The organism is Aquabacterium sp. T101, assembly GCF_057219775.1.
The window spans coordinates 1-15,822 of record NZ_JBXVVZ010000012.1 but is presented as its reverse complement, the minus strand read 5'-3'; the positions used below and the strand labels follow the sequence as shown (position 1 = coordinate 15,822).

Annotated in this window: 15 protein-coding genes; 7 read left to right on the top strand and 8 right to left on the bottom strand. The window is 71.0% G+C overall.

The window, feature by feature from the left end; translation table 11 throughout:
• Window positions 1-93: 93 nt before the first annotated feature.
• Window positions 94-1,275, bottom strand: a complete 1,182-nt coding sequence (locus AC2EAQ_RS18725; protein WP_484645957.1) for a dsDNA nuclease domain-containing protein — start codon at window positions 1,273-1,275, stop codon at window positions 94-96.
• A 431-nt stretch (window positions 1,276-1,706) separates the two neighbouring features.
• Window positions 1,707-3,509, bottom strand: a complete 1,803-nt coding sequence (locus tag AC2EAQ_RS18720; RefSeq protein ID WP_484645956.1) for a phospholipase D-like domain-containing protein — start codon at window positions 3,507-3,509, stop codon at window positions 1,707-1,709.
• 168 nt (window positions 3,510-3,677) lie between these two features.
• Between AC2EAQ_RS18720 and AC2EAQ_RS18715 the strand changes: the two genes are divergently transcribed.
• The 3 genes from AC2EAQ_RS18715 to AC2EAQ_RS18705 all read left to right on the top strand — a co-directional run bounded on the left by AC2EAQ_RS18715 (window position 3,678) and on the right by AC2EAQ_RS18705 (window position 6,264).
• Window positions 3,678-4,421: a DUF1223 domain-containing protein gene (locus AC2EAQ_RS18715; RefSeq protein ID WP_484645955.1), complete on the top strand. Its 744-nt coding sequence runs from the start codon at window positions 3,678-3,680 to the stop codon at window positions 4,419-4,421.
• A 28-nt stretch (window positions 4,422-4,449) separates the two neighbouring features.
• Window positions 4,450-4,902 (top strand): YchJ family protein, encoded by a 453-nt coding sequence (locus AC2EAQ_RS18710; RefSeq protein WP_484645954.1) that lies wholly within the window; start codon window positions 4,450-4,452, stop codon window positions 4,900-4,902.
• Window positions 4,903-4,965: 63 nt separating this feature from the next.
• Window positions 4,966-6,264, top strand: coding sequence for an NAD(P)/FAD-dependent oxidoreductase (locus tag AC2EAQ_RS18705; RefSeq protein ID WP_484645953.1), 1,299 nt, complete (start codon window positions 4,966-4,968; stop codon window positions 6,262-6,264).
• Window positions 6,265-6,277: 13 nt separating this feature from the next.
• Here AC2EAQ_RS18705 and AC2EAQ_RS18700 read toward each other — a convergent pair whose 3' ends face one another.
• Window positions 6,278-7,414, bottom strand: a complete 1,137-nt coding sequence (locus AC2EAQ_RS18700; RefSeq protein ID WP_484645952.1) for a WG repeat-containing protein — start codon at window positions 7,412-7,414, stop codon at window positions 6,278-6,280.
• Window positions 7,415-7,600: 186 nt separating this feature from the next.
• Here AC2EAQ_RS18700 and AC2EAQ_RS18695 point away from each other — a divergent pair, with 186 nt between their 5' ends.
• The 4 genes from AC2EAQ_RS18695 to AC2EAQ_RS18680 all read left to right on the top strand — a co-directional run bounded on the left by AC2EAQ_RS18695 (window position 7,601) and on the right by AC2EAQ_RS18680 (window position 10,023).
• On the top strand, window positions 7,601-8,419 hold the full coding sequence (locus AC2EAQ_RS18695) for a DUF5694 domain-containing protein (RefSeq protein ID WP_484645951.1): 819 nt from the start codon (window positions 7,601-7,603) through the stop codon (window positions 8,417-8,419).
• Between the two features lie 76 nt (window positions 8,420-8,495).
• Entirely contained in the window at window positions 8,496-8,885 is a 390-nt protein-coding gene (locus AC2EAQ_RS18690; RefSeq protein ID WP_484645950.1) for an ArsR/SmtB family transcription factor, read from the top strand.
• Window positions 8,878-9,411 (top strand): SRPBCC domain-containing protein, encoded by a 534-nt coding sequence (locus AC2EAQ_RS18685; RefSeq protein ID WP_484645949.1) that lies wholly within the window; start codon window positions 8,878-8,880, stop codon window positions 9,409-9,411. The genes AC2EAQ_RS18690 and AC2EAQ_RS18685 overlap by 8 nt, the downstream gene beginning before the upstream one ends.
• A 24-nt stretch (window positions 9,412-9,435) precedes the next feature.
• Window positions 9,436-10,023, top strand: a complete 588-nt coding sequence (locus AC2EAQ_RS18680; RefSeq protein WP_484645948.1) for a DUF5655 domain-containing protein — start codon at window positions 9,436-9,438, stop codon at window positions 10,021-10,023.
• Window positions 10,024-10,065: 42 nt separating this feature from the next.
• On the opposite strand, the gene AC2EAQ_RS18675 is transcribed toward AC2EAQ_RS18680, so the two are convergent.
• The 5 genes from AC2EAQ_RS18675 to AC2EAQ_RS18655 all read right to left on the bottom strand — a co-directional run bounded on the left by AC2EAQ_RS18675 (window position 10,066) and on the right by AC2EAQ_RS18655 (window position 15,502).
• Window positions 10,066-10,740 carry an HAD family hydrolase gene (locus tag AC2EAQ_RS18675; protein WP_484645947.1) on the bottom strand — a complete coding sequence of 225 codons (675 nt, stop codon included), beginning with the start codon at window positions 10,738-10,740 and terminating at the stop codon, window positions 10,066-10,068.
• Between the two features lie 2 nt (window positions 10,741-10,742).
• Window positions 10,743-12,104 carry an aldehyde dehydrogenase family protein gene (locus AC2EAQ_RS18670; protein WP_484645946.1) on the bottom strand — a complete coding sequence of 454 codons (1,362 nt, stop codon included), beginning with the start codon at window positions 12,102-12,104 and terminating at the stop codon, window positions 10,743-10,745.
• An 11-nt stretch (window positions 12,105-12,115) separates the two neighbouring features.
• On the bottom strand, window positions 12,116-12,895 hold the full coding sequence (locus AC2EAQ_RS18665) for a gamma-glutamyl-gamma-aminobutyrate hydrolase family protein (protein WP_484645945.1): 780 nt from the start codon (window positions 12,893-12,895) through the stop codon (window positions 12,116-12,118).
• The gene (locus AC2EAQ_RS18660; protein ID WP_484645944.1) at window positions 12,892-14,025 is read right to left on the bottom strand and encodes an iron-containing alcohol dehydrogenase; all 1,134 of its coding nucleotides are present in this window, start codon (window positions 14,023-14,025) and stop codon (window positions 12,892-12,894) included. The genes AC2EAQ_RS18665 and AC2EAQ_RS18660 overlap by 4 nt, the downstream gene beginning before the upstream one ends.
• Window positions 14,026-14,134: 109 nt before the next feature.
• Window positions 14,135-15,502 (bottom strand): glutamine synthetase family protein, encoded by a 1,368-nt coding sequence (locus AC2EAQ_RS18655; protein ID WP_484645943.1) that lies wholly within the window; start codon window positions 15,500-15,502, stop codon window positions 14,135-14,137.
• Window positions 15,503-15,822 lie beyond the last annotated feature (320 nt).

Genomic DNA, 15,822 nt, shown 5'->3' with positions numbered 1-15,822 from the left:
TTCGTGTGAGACTTCACTCTGGTGGCTCCTTCGGTTGCTTGTGAGGCAACCCGCATGCTCGCGCATGCGGGTCGAAGGAGCCGCCACCTCAGCTCATGCGTTCAACAGACTCCGGGACATCGCCGTCTCAGCGCGCTCGCCCTCGACAGTCGCCCTGTCGTGCTTGGCCAGGCCTTCAGCCTTCTTAAAGACCCCCTGAAGAATTTTGAGCCCTCGTCGACGCTCATCCGGTTCGAGGGCGGCTTCAAGCTCGGCGGTCTTGCACTCGACCAGCATTGCGCTCTCGAGTTGCTTGGTCTTCCTCAAGGCCCCTTCTGCATCGACCATGGCCTCCGCGAGCAGCCTTTGCTCCGCGGACATCGCCAGCGACCAAAGCATGTCGAAATACGGGGCCACATACCCCGCGTTCATTTTTTGTCGGAGCACTTCCTTCTGCCCCGACGCCTTCCCCAGTTGGAGGTGTCCACCGACATCTGCGTAGCGGAAGCCATTTCCAGGGTTCTGAAGGACCATCTGTTCGAAGTCTTCCCTGGAAATCCGCTTGCCTCGTACGATCGCGGCCGGTCGCCCGTCCGACTGCAGCACTGAGGCATAGAAGTCCAATGCAGGAATCGCTGCCGAACTAGCCTTCCCGACCAGAAGCAGCAGGTCGTCTCGAACCTTTTCCAGCCAACTGATCGTGAACTGCTTGCAGGCGGGAATGCTCGATACAACGCTGCACAGCTGCTCGCGGAAGTCCTCGAGATGCGGCCCAACCTGGAAGTCCAGCTTACGCAGTACTCTGAAGACAACATCGGAGTCAGCTCCCGTGTACTTCACGAGCCTATCAAACGATGCCTTGTACGGCTCAGAAAGACCTGAACACGTCGAAACTGTGCGACACAGATCTCGGACCCGAACCGGGCTGCTGCTGAGCCGAGCCGGAGCCTTTGCTGTCGCGGCAGGGACGTAGGGCTTGATATTGGAGAAGAGGATGTACCGCTCGACCTGAGACGAATACACCGCCTCATGCTCGGCGAACTTCTTCACAGCATCGCCGAACCCCGTGTCCGCACAAGTCCAACGAGCGTTCGGAGTCGAGTTCGTCTTGACCTGCACAGCGTGATAAAGCCCTGAGGGCAATTCACAAAGCAAGTCGTCGTGGTGCTCGCACCAGATGGCCGTGTAATCATTGACGCCGGCTACAGCGCCGGCGAGGAGCGTGACGCCCGCGCTCCACTGGTAGATGAAAAGCGCCTGGGTCTCGTCACCCTTGTCACTTTGGAGGGTCGCCAAACCGTCAGCCTGCCCTGGAATACTCAGGGCCGGCTCCGAGGAGTTGCCTCGCGCCATACCTTTGCTGCCTCCCTTGCTTCTTCAGCTTGCTCATCTACTGGCTCGCCTGACGAGCCAGCAGCGCGGCACATTTACCGCGTGCCAAGTGTTCGATACATTTTGTGCGGTGTAAAGCTGACCACGGCGAGGGCATCCTGCCCCTCAACCTAGTGCGCCGCATCGAGTGCGCCCTCGCAGAGACGAAGCCGCCCGTCTAAGCAGAGCATTGGAAGCGCAAGGTTGGCGGGGTCAACCTCGGTCGTCGTCGCAATGTGCAAGGCCGCCACGGGTGCAGCCCTGCCGTTGGCTTGAGGCCGCCGGTGGCCGCTTTCGAAGATTACCAACACTCGCTGCTCAGGATCGAACGTCGCAGATCAGTCTGAACCCTCCCTTCACGCGCCCACCCCCTTCATCCCCACAAACACCTGCACCCTCTTGTGCCTCAACTTCCCCGGCGCGTACTTCGCCAGCCAGCTGTCGTCCTCCGTCAGCGTCAGGCTGCCGTCGGCCGGCGGGGGCTGGCCGGCCTCGCGCGCGCTGGCGGTGGCTTCGGTTACGGACCGGAAGTAGTAGTGGTTGAACAGGCGGTTGAACTCGGTGAAGTACAGGTCCGCCACGCGCAGGTTGCCGCGGATCAGCAGCATGTTCTCGTCGTTGGCGTTGGTGGAAGGTTCGCTGAAGTTGGCCGAGCCCGTGACCACGATGGGGTCGTCGCCCAGCGGGTCCATCAAGAGGAACTTGCTGTGGATGAAGCTCACGTGCGTGTTCAGGCCCAGGCGCTTGGCACTAGTCTCCCGAGCCCACTGGTATAGCGGCTGCTTCAGGAACGAACCCCACGCTTTGTAGACGTTGTTGCTGGCGTTGATGTTCACGAAGGGCTGGGTGCTGTTGGGGTTGGGCTTGTCGGCCTTTTCCAGCAGCACGAAGGCCAGCGCGTTGTTCGGCGTGTTGTCCTGCAGCAGCGCCTTGAACTGCTTGTTGATGCCAAAGGCCAGCGTCACGCAGGCCAGGCTTTGGGCTTCGTCCAGCATGCGGGCGTACATGTCCAGCACGTCCAGGCCGCGGCGCGGGCTGAACACGGGCGTGGTGCCGGGGGGGATGTCGCGCCAGTTCGTCGGCACGTCGGCCAGGGCTTCCACCTGCTGCTTCAGCGCGTTGTTCTTCGCCAGCGTGTCGCTGCGCGCGTCGCCCTGGCGGCCGCCGGGGTCGGCCGCCAGCACCTGCCAGTAGTCGCGGAAGGCGCCCGCCACCGCCGCGTTGCGCAGCCAGTGGCCCACGTTGGTCTGCCCGTGCACGCCACCCACGGACAGGTTGGTGGACCCCGTCCACACCGCGGCCGGCGCTTCGGCCGCGCCCTTCAGCAGCACCATGAACTTGTTGTGCTGGATGTCGTTGGGCTTGGCCTCGCGCCACCACACCACGCCGGCCGTGGGCAGGCCCACGGCGGCCACGGTGCGCAGGTTCTCCTCGCGCGGAAAGCTCTCGTGGAACACGCCGTCCTTGTCGGTGCGCTCGTTCACCTTGCCGTCCAGGATCAGGCGCACCGCCACGCCGCGGTCGTGCGCGGCCTTCAGCGCCTGCGCCGCCGGCAGGTAGCGGAACTCGTAGAAGCAGCCCAGCAGCGTGTCGCCCGGCGCGGCCTCGTCGACGAAGCGCAGCAGCGCGTCGTCGAGCTGGCGGCTCAGCCAGGCCAGCGCGCGCGTGCGCCGGGGCTCGGGCAGTGTGCGCGGGTCCCGGTTGCCGAACTCGCGCGCATAGGCCTGGCTGCCGGCCACGCCGCGGTTGAAGAACACCTCGTGCTCCTGCGCGGGGTCGAACTGCGGCTCGGTGTGCACTTCAATGCTCACCGGGGGCGCGCTGCGGTCCAGGTTCTTGGGCCGGCCCTTGAGCGGGTGGAAGTGGTAGCGGTAGGTGCGCCCCGGCTTGGCGGTGAAGTCGTCCCACACGAAGCTCTGCACCGGGTGGTCGTAGGTGCTCACCTTGGTGTTCTCGTCCGGGTTGGGCACCACGGACGGGAACACCTTGAACCCGTGCATGAAGTAGCGCTCGTCCTCGGCCGGGTCCTCGCGCTCCACCGCAAAGCCCAGCAGGCCGGTGGTGTCGGCGGCGCTGTAGTCGATGGCAAACGACACGGTGTTCGTGCCGGCCACCGCCAGCACGGTGTAGCCGCCCACGGTGGGGGATCGGGATCGCATGGCCGCCCTCCTTGTCGCGCCCGGTGCGCGGCGGGTGTGCGGCCGATTCTGGGCAGGCGCGCTGCGCGCGGCCATCGTCAGAATTGACGTTAGGGGGCGCACGCACTGTCAGGTTGCCCCCGCCGGCGCGACCAACGGGCGCACCCCCACCCGCCCCGGAGCCCCACCATGCCCACCCCACGCCCGCACTCACAGTCCCTGGCGCTTGCGCTGGCGCTCGCCGCGTCGGCACCGGCGCTCGCCGCCGACAACGCGTGCAGCGTGCGCAAGGCCGGGCCGGCGCCCACGGTGGTGGAGCTGTACACGTCCGAAGGCTGCAGCTCCTGCCCGCCGGCCGAGGCCTGGCTCAACGGGCTGAAGGGCCGCACCGACGTGCTGGCGCTGGCCTTCCACGTGAACTACTGGGACAAGCTGGGCTGGCCCGACCGCTTTGCCAGCGCCGAGGCCACCGAGCGCCAGTACCGCTTGGCCGCGCTGGACGGGCAGCGCGGCGTGTACACGCCGCAGGTGCGGGTGGCCGGGCGCGACTGGCGGCGCTGGCCGGAGCTGCCGTCCGCGGCCACCGCGTTGACCCTGGCCGCCGCGCCCACGCTGGAACTGGCGCGCGACGGCGACACCGTGGTGGTGCGGGTGGATGCGTCCACGCGCTCGGGCGCGCTGGCCGGCTACTGGGCCGTGCTGGAAGACGAGCACGAAACCCGCGTGCGCGCGGGCGAGAACGCCGGCGCCACGCTGCGCCATCACCATGTGGTGCGCCTGTACCGGCCGGTGGCCGAGTGGCCGGCCGGCCAGGCCCAGAGCGCGCGGCTCGCGGTGTCGCGCGGCGTGCCGGCGCACCCGCGCCGGGTGGCGTTCGTGGTGGTGGACGCCGCCACGCAGCGCCCGCTGCAGGCGGCGGTGCTGGCGTGTTGACCCGGTCGATGCACCCACAATCGGCCCCATGGCCCGCCCCGACGACCTGCCCTGTCCCTGCCGCGAACGCGAGGCCACGCCGGTGCGCTATGCCGACTGCTGCGGCCGCTGGCACGAGGGCCTCGCGCGCGGCGAGCACGCGCCCACGCCCGAGGCGCTGATGCGGTCGCGCTACAGCGCCTATGCGCTGGCCCAGGGCAAGGGCGCGGCGCCGCGCGGCATGCTCGACTACCTGATGGCCACGTGGCACCCGTCCAGCGCGCCGGGCGACCTGGAGCTGGGCCCCGTGAAGTGGACCGGGCTGGAGGTGCTGCACCACGAGGCCAGCGCCGACGCCGGCGTGGTGGAGTTCGTGGCGCACCACAAGGTGAACGGCCGCGCCGCGAAGCTGCACGAGGTGAGCCGCTTCGTGCGCGAGGGCGGCGCGTGGCTGTATGTGGACGGCGTGGTGGCGCCGGACGGCGCCGGCCCGCCCGACTGAGACCTCGCGCGCGCCGCCCGCAGCGGCGGCGCGTCCCCGAGCCGATACTCGACCGCAACACTCATGGACTCCAGCCCTCGCACCGGAACACGGCCCCAGGTGGTGATCGTCGGCGGCGGCTTCGCCGGCCTGTGGGCCACGCGCGCGCTCGCGCGCGACGACGTGGACATCACGCTGGTGGACCGCGCCAACCACCACCTGTTCCAGCCGCTGCTCTACCAGGTGGCCACAGCGGGCCTGTCGGCGCCGGCCATCGCGGCGCCGCTGCGCCACATCCTGCGCCGGCAGCGCAACGTGCGCGTGCTGCTGGCCGAGGTGACGGGCATCGACCTGCCGGGCCGCCGCGTGCGGCTCGCCGACGGCCAGGACCTGCCCTACGACCAGCTGCTGGTGGCCAGCGGCGCCACGCACGCCTACTTCGGCCACGACGAATGGGCTGCACACGCACCGGGCCTGAAGTCGCTGGACGACGCGCTGGAGGTGCGGCGCCGCGTGCTGATGGCGTTCGAGCGCGCCGAGGCGGCCGCCACCGACGCTGAGCGCGCCGCCGAGCTGCACTTCGCGGTGGTGGGCGGCGGCCCCACCGGCGTGGAACTGGCGGGCACGCTGGCCGAGATCGCGCGGCACACGCTGCGCGACGAGTTCCGCCGCATCGACCCGCAGCGCGCGCGCGTGCGCCTGATCGAGGCCGGGCCAGCGCTGCTGGCGAGCTTTCCGGCCGAGCTTCAGGTGCGCACTCGGCAGCAGCTCGAGCGCTTGGGCGTGGAGGTGGTCACCGGCCAGCCGGTGACCGCGATCGACGCCGACGGCTACCGGCTCGGCGACACGCGTGTGGCGTGCCGCACGGTGCTCTGGGCCGCGGGCGTGGCAGCGTCACCGCTGGGCCGCGCGCTGGCAGCCGCAGGCGCTGCCGAACTGCTCGACCGCGTGGGCCGCGTCAAGGTGGCGCCGGACCTGAGCCTGCCCGGACACCCGGACGTGTTCGTGGCCGGCGACCTGGCCAGCCTGGCACAGGCCGACGGCCGCCCCGTGCCCGGCGTGGCGCCAGCAGCCAAGCAGATGGGCGCCTTGGTGGCGCGCAACATGCAGGCGCGCCGGCGCGGGCAGCCCACCACGCCCTTCGTCTACCGCGACTACGGCAACCTCGCCACCATCGGCCGCATGGCCGCCGTGGTGGACCTGCGCGGCGTGCACCTGTCGGGCCTGCCGGCGTGGTGGTTCTGGCTCGCCGCGCACGTGTTCTTCCTGATCGGCTTTCGCAACCGGCTGATGGTGCTGATCGAGTGGGCCTGGGCCTACTGGACCTACCAGCGCGGCGCGCGCATCGTGCTCGGGCGCGACGCCGACAGGCCGGCGCCCTGACGGTCGGCCGCGCTCAGCGCTCGCCGCTGCGCCACACCACCTGCGCGTCGCGCCGGATGTAGGCCGACTCGCGGCCGATGCCCACCGCGGCCAGGCCCTGGTGGAAGGGCCGGGCCCAGCCGTACTGCGGCTCGATCACCCAGCGGCCCTGCTTGTCGATGAAGCCCACGCGGCCGCCCTGGCGCGCGGCGGCCAGGCCCTCGGTGAAGGGCCACACGCGCTCCGCGTCGGGCTGCAGCACGGTGTCGCCGCGGCGGTCGATGAAGAACGAGCGGCCGTCCGCGCGCACCTGGGCCAGGCCGTCGGAGAAGTCCTCCGCGGACTCGAACTTTGCCGGCACGACCAGCTCGCCGCGGGCGTCGATGAAGCCGTACTTGCCGGCGATCCACACGCGCGCGCGGCCGTCGCGGAAGTCGCTCGCCTGCTCGAAGCGCGGCGGCACCACCAGCGCGCCGGCCACGGTCATGAAGCCCTGCTGGCGGCCCTTCCACACCCGCACCAGGCCTTCGGACGGCACGCCGACGAAGTCGATGCCGTCGGGCGTGAGGTCGCGGCCGCGCAGGTCGAACACGCGGTGCGTGCGCTGCTTCGACTCGCTGCGCACCAGGCCACCGGCCGGCGCCAGCAGCTTGTCGTGCGTGGCGGGCACCACGAGCTTGCCGCTGCGGTCGATGGCGCCGTACTTCGCCTCGCCCCAGGCGTCGGCCACCGACACCACGGCCAGCCCGTCGACGAACGGGCCCGCGCTGTCGAAGGCCGGCGCGATGACCATCGTGCCCGACGGGTCCGCATAGCCCCAGCGCCAGCGGCCGGCGGCGTCCTTCTGCGTGGCCGGCACCACGCCTTCGCTGAAGGGCTGGGTCCACGCGTCCTGCGGCGCCACCACGAGGCGGCCGGTCGCGTCGGCATAGGCGGTGCGGGCGCCGCGCCGCACCAGGATCAGCGGGTCGCCGGGCTTGATCTCGTCGTACTCGGGCGGCAGCACCACGCGGCCGGCGGCGTCGATCAGGCCGTGGCGCTCGCCGTTGCGGATGGGAAACAGCGCGGCGCCGGTCTGCGCGGCGGCCGGCGCGGCCAGCCCCGCGAGCAAGGCCCACGCGAGCAAGGCGGTGCGCAGGGCTTTGGGATGCAGGGAGTCGATGCGACGCATGGGCAGGACGATGCGGGTTCGAGGCCCGTCAGTGTGCCCGGGCGGCGCTCGGCTGCCGAGCCCCGGGCGTCGCGGCCGCGCGCCCGCGCGACGAACCGTCGATCGGGACGCCCGGCCTGCATGCCATGACCGGCCCGCTCTCCCTACAGTGGGCACCGTCGTCTCGATGCTCCAAGCCACCTGCCCATGACCCGCCCATTCGCCCGCCCGTTCGCCCGCCTGTTCACTCTCGCGCTCGCCTTCGCCGCCTGCCATGCCACCGCCGCCGAGCCGGTGCGCGTGATGGTGCTGGGCACCTTCCACTTCGCCAACCCCGGCCTGGACCTGGCCAACGCGCGGGTCGACGACGTGCTGCAGCCGCGCCGGCAGGCCGAGCTGCAGGTGCTGGCCGAGGGGCTGGCGCGGTTCCGGCCCACGGTGGTGGCGGTGGAGCGCGACGCCGACGCGGTGCCCGACCGCGCGCTCAAGTCCTACGCCGACTACCTGGCCGGCCAGGGCCATGACGACCGCAACGAGATCGTGCAGGTGGGCTTCCGGCTCGCGCGCCTGGCCGGGCTGCCGCGCGTGGTGGGCATCGACACGCACGGCGACTTCCCGTTCGAGCCGCTGCAGGCCTGGGCCCAGCGCAACGGCCGCGCGGCGGACCTGGGCCGGGAGATCGAGCACGTCCAGGCGCGCGTCAAGCGCATGGAGCAGCAGCAGAGGACCCACACCATCGGCCAGGTGCTGCGCGACATGAACCAGCCCGCGACGGTGCGCGACGACAACGCGTTCTACATGCGCATGCTGGGCTACGGCGCCGGCGGCCAGCAGCCTGGCGCCGCGCTGGTGGGGGCGTGGACCGCGCGCAACCTGGCCATCTGTGCGCGCCTGGTGCAGGTGGCGCGGCCCGGCGACCGCGTGGTGGTGGTGTACGGCGCCGGCCACAGCCACGCGCTGCGCCAGTGCGTGGCCGACCTGCCGGGCTGGGAGCTGGTGGAAGCGGTGGACTACCTGCCGCGATAGGCGCGCACGGCCGGGTAAGCCCCCACGCGCTGCCGCTTGACGGGCCCGCGCCAAACATGTGACCATTTAGGCACATATGGAGCCGGACGATCTCGACGCCACCTTCTTCGCACTGGCCTCGGACCTGCGCCGTCGCATGCTCGACGTGCTCAAGCGCGAGGGCGGCTGCAACGTGAACCGCCTGTGCGAAGAGTTCAGCGACGAGGTGGGCCGGCACGCCGTGATGAAGCACCTGGCGGTGCTCGAGCGCGGCGGCCTGCTCGTCACCGCCAAGGACGGCCGCGACAAGCGGCTGTGGTTCGACCCCACGCCGCTGCAGCTGATCCACGAGCGCTGGACGACCGAGTTCAGCGCGTACTGGGCCGCGCGCCTGACCCGGTTGAAGTACGGCGCGGAAGGCGCCGAGGTGCACGCCCTTCCCGCACGCAACGCCGCCACACGCACGAGGAGCCGCAAGCATGGCTGACAACCCCACCTCCGAGGACGCGGTGTTCCGCATCTTCATCCGGGCCGACATCCAGCGCGTCTGGCGCGAACTGACCAAGCAGGGCGAGGCCCAGGGCGCGGTGTTCAACGCCTGGCTGCACAGCACGGGCGCACTGGGCGCGGGCATGCCGATGCAGATGCGCACCGGCACGGGCAAACACGTCATCGTGGACGGCCGGGTCGAGGTGTTCGAGCCGCCGCACCGCTATGTGCACACGCACCGCTTCACGCAGTTCGACGACCCGGTATGCCGCGTGAGCTACGAGCTGCGCCCCGTGGGCGACGGCGTCGAGGTCACGCTCACGGTGTCGGGCATGCCCTCGGGCACCCGCACCGCCAAGAGCATGGCCGGCGGCGGCAAGAGCATCCTGGCGTCGCTCAAGTCCATCTGCGAGACCGGCCGGCCCGCGCTGGGCACGCGGCTCCTGTACTGGATGTTCGACCACATGGAGTTCATGCTGCCCGCCCGCACGAAGAGCGAGCACTGGCCGCTGAAGAACGGCTGACCCACGCCACACGAGGAGCCCATCATGGCCGACCCCACCGCCGCCACGATCACTCAGCTGAAGAACATCCAGGCGCGCACCGGCAAGACGATCGCCGCACTGCACGCGGCGGTGGCCGCGAGCGGCGCCGTCAAGCACGGGGAGCGACGAACCTGGCTCATGACGACCTTCGGCCTCGGCTACGGCGACGCCAACGCGGTGGCGCTGTTCATCGACAAGCCCCTGCCCGATCTCGGCGGCGGCGCGGCGCCCGCCACATCGAAGCCCGCCAAGGGCGACCCGCTGGCGGACATCTACACCGGTGCCAAGGCCGGCCTGCGCCCGCTGCACGACGCGGTGATGGCGCGCGTCAAGAAGTTCGGCGCGTTCGAGGAGGCGCCCAAGAAGGCCTACGTGAGCCTGCGCCGGCGCAAGCAGTTCGCGATGGTGGGGCCGGCCACGAAGGACAGCGTGGAGATCGGCCTGAACGCGAAGGACCTGCCGGCCCATGCGCGCTTGAAGGTCCAGCCGGCGGGCAGCATGTGCCAGGCGACCACGCGCATCACCAGCGCGTCGGAGGTCGACGCGCAGCTCGTGGGCTGGCTGCGGCAGGCGTACGACGCGGCGGGCTGAGCCGCTCCGGGCTTGTCGTCGGTGCGCCGCCGGCGTGGCGCTTCAGCCTGCCGCAGGGTGCCGCCAGCGCAGCACGGTCCACCCGCGCGCCGCGGCCTCGGCGGCCAGGCGGGGGTCGGGGTCCACCGCCACGGCGCGGCCCACGGCCTGCAGCAGCGGCAGGTCGTTGATCGAGTCGCTGTAGAGCACGCTGTCCTCGCGCTCCAGCGCGCGGCCCTGGGCGGCCAGCCACGCGTGCAGGCGCGCCACCTTGCCGTCGCGCATGTTCAGCGTGCCGGTGACGGCGCCGCTGAAGCGGCCGTCGGGCGCGATGTCGCATTCGGTGGCGATCAGGTGGCCGATGCCCAGCGCCTTGGCGGTCAGCTCGGTGATGAAGCGGTTGGTGGCCGTGGTGAGCACCAGTTCGTCGCCGGCGTGGCGGTGCGCGTCGATGCAGTCGCGCCCGGCGCGCACCAGGCGCGGCAGCACGCACTGCGCGAGGAAGGCCTCGCGCAGCGGCTGCCACTGCGCCGGCGTGCGACCGGCCAGCGTGCCGACGTAGAACTCGCAGAACGCCTGCGTGCTCACGGAGCCGGCCTTGTAGTCGGCTTCCATCTGTCGGTTGCGCGGCTCGAACTGCGCGCGGTCGAGCACGCCGCAGTCCATCAGGAACTCGCACCACAGCACGTCGCTGTCGCCGTCGAGCAGCGTGTGGTCCAGGTCGAACAGCGCGAGCACGATCAGGGTTGCCGAAGATGCCAGGCCTTGGTGCGAGTGAACGCCAGCAGGCCGTGCGTGGACAGCGTGAGGCCGATGCCGGAATCGCCCACGCCGCTCCAGGGCAGGCGCGGGCTGACGCGGTCGCAGCAGTTCCAGTAGACGCTGCCGGCGTTGACGCGCGCCAGCAGCGCGCGCGCGGCGGCCTCGTCGCGGGTGTACACGCCGGCCGTGAGGCCGTAGCGGGTGTCGTTCATCAGCGCCACGGCCTCGTCGTCGCCGCGCACCTTCTGGATGCCGATCACCGGGCCGAAGCTTTCCTCGCGCATCAGCTCCATCGTGTGGTTCACCTCGGTGAACACGGTGGGCGCATAGGCGTTGCCGGGCAGGCGGTGGCCGCCGCGGCGCAGCGTGGCGCCCTTGGCCTTGGCGTCGGCCACCTGCGCGTCCAGCACGTCGAGCTGCGCGGCGCGCGTGATGGCGCCGATGTAGGTGGCGTCGTCCGTCGGGACGCCGACCTTGAAGCTGTCCACGGTGGCGAGGAAGTGCTCGACGAACGCGTCGTGCAGTGACTCGTGCACGTAGATGCGCTCCACCGAGCAGCAGCTCTGGCCGCTGTTGTACATGGCGCCGTCGGCCAGCGACTCGGCCGCGGCCTTGGGGTCGGCGTCGGCGCGCACGTAGGTCGGGTCCTTGCCGCCGAGTTCGAGCTGCAGCTTCACCAGCCGGCCGGCCAGCGCCTGGGCGATGCGCGTGCCGGTGGCATGGCTGCCGGTGAAGAACAGGCCGTCGATCGGCTGCGCCAGCAGCGCCGCGCCGGCGTCGCCGCCGCCCACCACCAGCGCCAGCACGTCGGCCGGCACGCCCGCGGCGTGCAGCAGGCGCACGAGGTGACGGCCGGTGAGCGTGGCGAACTCGCTGGGCTTGTACAGCACCGCGTTGCCGGCCAGCAGCGCCGGCACCACCACGTTGCAGCTCACGAACCAGGGGTAGTTCCAGGCCGAGATGTTGGCCACCAGGCCCAGCGGCACGTGGGCGATGCGCTCGCGCATCGACGCGTCGTCGAACACCGCCTCCTCGGCGAAGGTGGCCTCGGCCTGCGCGATGAAGAAGTCCAGCCGCGGCAGCAGGCCGTTGAGCTCGTTGCGGCTCTGGCTGATGGGCTTGCCGGTCTCCTGCGTCAGCGTAGCGGCGAGCGCCTCGCGCTCGGCGGCCACCGCGTCGCGGAAGCGCTGCGCGCAGGCCACGCGCTCGGCCAGCGGACGCGCGGCCCAGGCCGGCTGCGCGGCGCGCGCGGCGGCGGTCTTGGCCGCGATGGAGTTGGCGTCGTCGGACGGGACTTCGGCCACCAGGGCGCCGGTGGCGGGGTTGTGGATCTTGAGCATGGGTGCGGAGGTCAGGAGTGGGCGTTGCGCGCGGCCAGGCACGCGGCGCGGAAGTCGGCCAGCAGCGGCGCGTCGTCGATCAGGCTGGCCGGCTCGGCCAGCCCCATGTGGAACTCGGGGTGCCACTGCACCGCGGCCACGTAGGCGGCCTGCCCGGTCCAGCGCACGGCTTCGATGGTGCCGTCGTCGGGGCAGCGCGCCTCGACCACGAAGTCGGGCGCGAGGTCCTTGATGCCCTGGTGGTGCACGCTGTTGACGATGGCGCTGCGCTGCCCGGCGTACAGCTGCGCGAGGCGCGTGCCGGGCTCGAACTCGACGCTGTGGAACAGGCGGTCGTACAGCGCCGCGTCGCGGTGCGGCCGCGCCTCGGGCCGCTGCGTGGCGATGTCCTGCCACAGCGTGCCGCCGAAGGCCACGTTGATCAGCTGCAAGCCGCGGCACACGCCGAACACCGGCTTGCCCAGCGCCACGAACTCGCGCGCCAGCGCCATCTCGTACTCGTCGCGCACGCGGTCGCCCTGCCAGCGCTCCTGCAGCGGCTGCTCGCCGTAGCTGCCCGGCCACAGGTCGGACCCGCCCATCAGCACCAGGCCGTCGAGCCAGCGCGCGTACTCGGCCAGGCGCGTGGCCGGCTCGGGCGACGGCACCATCACCGCGAGGTCGCCCTGCGACATGACCCAGCGCACCACCGACTGCTCCACGTACTGCAGCGTCTTGCCGGTGAAGATGGGGCGCGCCGGGTCGGCGTGGAAGAAGCACGCCGACACGCCGAGCCGGAGCGGCGCGCTCACATCGCCTCCCGGAACAGCCGCTCGTAGTCGGCCGCGGTGGCCTTGATCGGGTTGGTCTGGCCGGCGAAGTCGGCCACCGCCAGCGGCACCAGGCGCGGCAGGTGCTCGGGCGTGACGCCGCGCGCGGCCAGGCCGCCGGTGATGCCGATCTCGGCCTTGAGCCGGCGCAGCCAGGGCACGAACTCGGCGCCGCCGCCGGCCAGCCCCGCCACATGCGCCATCTCGTCGAACTTGGCCGGCACGGCGGTCTGGTTCCAGGCCAGCACGGTGTCGATCATCAGCGCGTTGGCCAGGCCGTGGTGCATGTCCACCACGGCGCCGAGCGCATGCGCGCAGGCGTGCACCGAGCCGAGATCCTTCTGGAAGGCGATGGCGCCCATCATCGAGCTCATCATCATGTCGGCGCGCGCCTGCAGGTTGCGCGGCTCGCGCACCGCGGTGGCCAGCGCACGCGCGCCGATGCGCAGCCCTTCGAGCGCGATGCCGTCGCACATCGGGTGCCACGCCGGCGACAGGTAGCTCTCGATGTTGTGCGTGAGCGCGTCCATGCCGGTGGCCGCGGTCACCGCGGGCGGCAGCGCAAAGGTGAGCTCCGGGTCGGCGAACACCGCCTTGGCCAGCAGCTTGGGGCTGAACACCGCGCGCTTGACGTGGCTGTCCTCCTCGGCCACCACCGACGAGCGGCCGACCTCGCTGCCGGTGCCCGACGTGGTGGGCAGCGCCACGAAGTACGGCAGCTCGTTGACGATGGGGCGCACCTGCGGGTGGTCCCACACGTACTCGATCACGTCGCCGTCGTGCACGGCCATCAGCGCCACCACCTTGGCCACGTCCAGCGCGGCGCCGCCGCCGAAGCCGATCACGCTGTCCGCGCCGTGGGCACGGAACGCGGCCGCGCCAGCCATCACCTGGCTGGCGGTCGGATTGCCGAACACGCCGTCGAACACCGCCACGTCCAGCCCCGCCAGATGGGTGCGGAACTCGGCCAGCACCGGCAGCGCGGCCAGCGCGCGGTCGGTGACGATCAGCGGGCGCTTGAGCCCCTGCTCCAGCAGGTGCGGCCCGACGAGCGCACGCGCCCCCGCGCCGAAGTGGATCGAGGTGGGAAAGGAAAAGCGAGTGATGCTCATGAGGAACGTAAGGTCAGGATGTACGGCCCAGCAGGCGCCGCGGATCCGGCTCCGCCGGTCCGCCAGCGCCGCCCCCCTGGGGGGGAGCGCCGAAGGCGCAACGGGGGGGTCAAATGATCTCGAAATACCTTTTCAGCTCCCAGTCGGTGACGGCGTCCTGCCACTGCCGCCACTCCCATTCGCGGGTGGCGGCGAAGTGGTCGACGAAGGCGTCGCCGAACCAGTCGCGGGCGATGTCGCTGCCCTGGAAGATGCGCGTCGTCTCGATCAGCGAGCGCGGCGCGCGCGGGATGTTCTCGCCGCCCTGGTTGGTGCCGGTGATCGGCGGCGTGGTGAGCTTGAGGCCCTTTTCCACGCCGTGCATGCCGGCGGCCACCACGGCGGCCATGGCGAGGTACGGGTTGATGTCGGCACCGGGGCAGCGCGTTTCCAGCCGGGTGCTCTTGGGGCTGCCCGAGATGACGCGGAAGCTCGCGGTGCGGTTGTCCAGGCCCCAGGTGGGCTTGACCGGCGCCCAGAAGCCGTCGACCAGGCGCTTGTAGCTGTTCACCGTGGGCCAGAACATCGGCGCGAACTGCATCAGCGCCTGCAGCTGCCCGGCGAGGTAGCTGTCGAACAGCTTGCTCATCGAGCGCTTGCTCTTGGCGTCGTAGAACAGGTTGGTCTTGCCGTCGGACAGGCTCTGGTGGATGTGCCCCGAGCAGCCGGGGTACTGCTGGCTCCACTTGGCCATGAAGCTGGGCATCACACCGAAGCGCTTGCCGATCTCCTTGGCGCCGGTCTTGAACAGGATGGCGCGGTCGGCGGCTTCGAGCGCGCCGCTGAACTGCAGCGCCACCTCGTAGACGCCGGGCCCGGTCTCGGTGTGCAGGCCTTCCACCGGCACGCCGAAGGCGAGCATGTCGTCCATCAGCGCATTGAAGAAGCCGCGCTGGTCGGCCATGCGCAGCAGCGAATAGCCGAACATGCCCGGCGTGATGGTCTCCGGGCCGACGCCGCGCTTGGCGGCCCAGCTCTGCGGGCTCTCGGCGAAGTTGAACCACTCGAACTCCACGCCGCACATCGGCGCGAAGCCGGACTTGGCGGCGCGCGCCAGCACGCGCTTGAGCACCTGGCGCGGGCACACCGGGTGCGGGCTGCCGTCGGCGTTGACGAACTCGCCCAGGAAGAAGGGCACGTTGCCGTCCCACGGCACGCGGCGCAACGTGGTCGGGTCCAGCCGCGCCAGCGCGTCCGGAAAGCCGTGGTGCCAGCCGGTGACCTGGGTGTTGTCGTAGCACTGGTCGTGCGCGTCCCAGCCCAGCACCACGTCGCAGAAGCCGAAGCCGCCTTCGAGCGCGCTGGCGAACTTGTCGATGTGCAGGTACTTGCCACGAAGGATGCCGTCGACGTCGCTGACGGCGACCTTCACCTTGGTGACGCCTTCCTTGCGCAGCGTGGCGATGATGTCCTGCGGCTTGGGGGTCTTGGTGGCCATGGGTCTTCTTTGTGCTGGCGGGTGGAGGAGTTTGCTCTTGTGAGGGACGGTTGACTACGTGGTGGTCGGCGTGGGCGTCAGCCGCTGCGGGGCGGGAGGCGCGGGCTCGCGTTCTCCGGCCCACGCTCGCGGGCGACTGTTTCCCCATGCCATGTCGGTGGCATCAACACCTTGCAAGCCCTCCGACGCCTTGGCGACCGCGAATGGGGCCTGCGCCCGCGAACCCGCGCCCCCCGCCCGTTCCACCCACGTGGCGTGCCCCCGGGCAGTCTGCTGGGGTCGTTGCAGTGTGGGGGCGGTACCTGCGGGCGCAGGCCCCA

Bases quoted from the DNA above. Each gene is read 5' to 3' on its own strand.
- AC2EAQ_RS18720 (WP_484645956.1), bottom strand. From the start codon at position 3,509: ATGCGATCCCGATCCCCCACCGTGGGCGGCTACACCGTGCTGGCGGTG.
- AC2EAQ_RS18715 (WP_484645955.1), top strand. From the start codon at position 3,678: ATGCCCACCCCACGCCCGCACTCACAGTCCCTGGCGCTTGCGCTGGCG.
- AC2EAQ_RS18710 (WP_484645954.1), top strand. From the start codon at position 4,450: ATGGCCCGCCCCGACGACCTGCCCTGTCCCTGCCGCGAACGCGAGGCC.
- AC2EAQ_RS18705 (WP_484645953.1), top strand. From the start codon at position 4,966: ATGGACTCCAGCCCTCGCACCGGAACACGGCCCCAGGTGGTGATCGTC.
- AC2EAQ_RS18700 (WP_484645952.1), bottom strand. From the start codon at position 7,414: ATGCGTCGCATCGACTCCCTGCATCCCAAAGCCCTGCGCACCGCCTTG.
- AC2EAQ_RS18695 (WP_484645951.1), top strand. From the start codon at position 7,601: ATGACCCGCCCATTCGCCCGCCCGTTCGCCCGCCTGTTCACTCTCGCG.
- AC2EAQ_RS18690 (WP_484645950.1), top strand. From the start codon at position 8,496: ATGGAGCCGGACGATCTCGACGCCACCTTCTTCGCACTGGCCTCGGAC.
- AC2EAQ_RS18685 (WP_484645949.1), top strand. From the start codon at position 8,878: ATGGCTGACAACCCCACCTCCGAGGACGCGGTGTTCCGCATCTTCATC.
- AC2EAQ_RS18680 (WP_484645948.1), top strand. From the start codon at position 9,436: ATGGCCGACCCCACCGCCGCCACGATCACTCAGCTGAAGAACATCCAG.
- AC2EAQ_RS18670 (WP_484645946.1), bottom strand. From the start codon at position 12,104: ATGCTCAAGATCCACAACCCCGCCACCGGCGCCCTGGTGGCCGAAGTC.
- AC2EAQ_RS18660 (WP_484645944.1), bottom strand. From the start codon at position 14,025: ATGAGCATCACTCGCTTTTCCTTTCCCACCTCGATCCACTTCGGCGCG.
- AC2EAQ_RS18655 (WP_484645943.1), bottom strand. From the start codon at position 15,502: ATGGCCACCAAGACCCCCAAGCCGCAGGACATCATCGCCACGCTGCGC.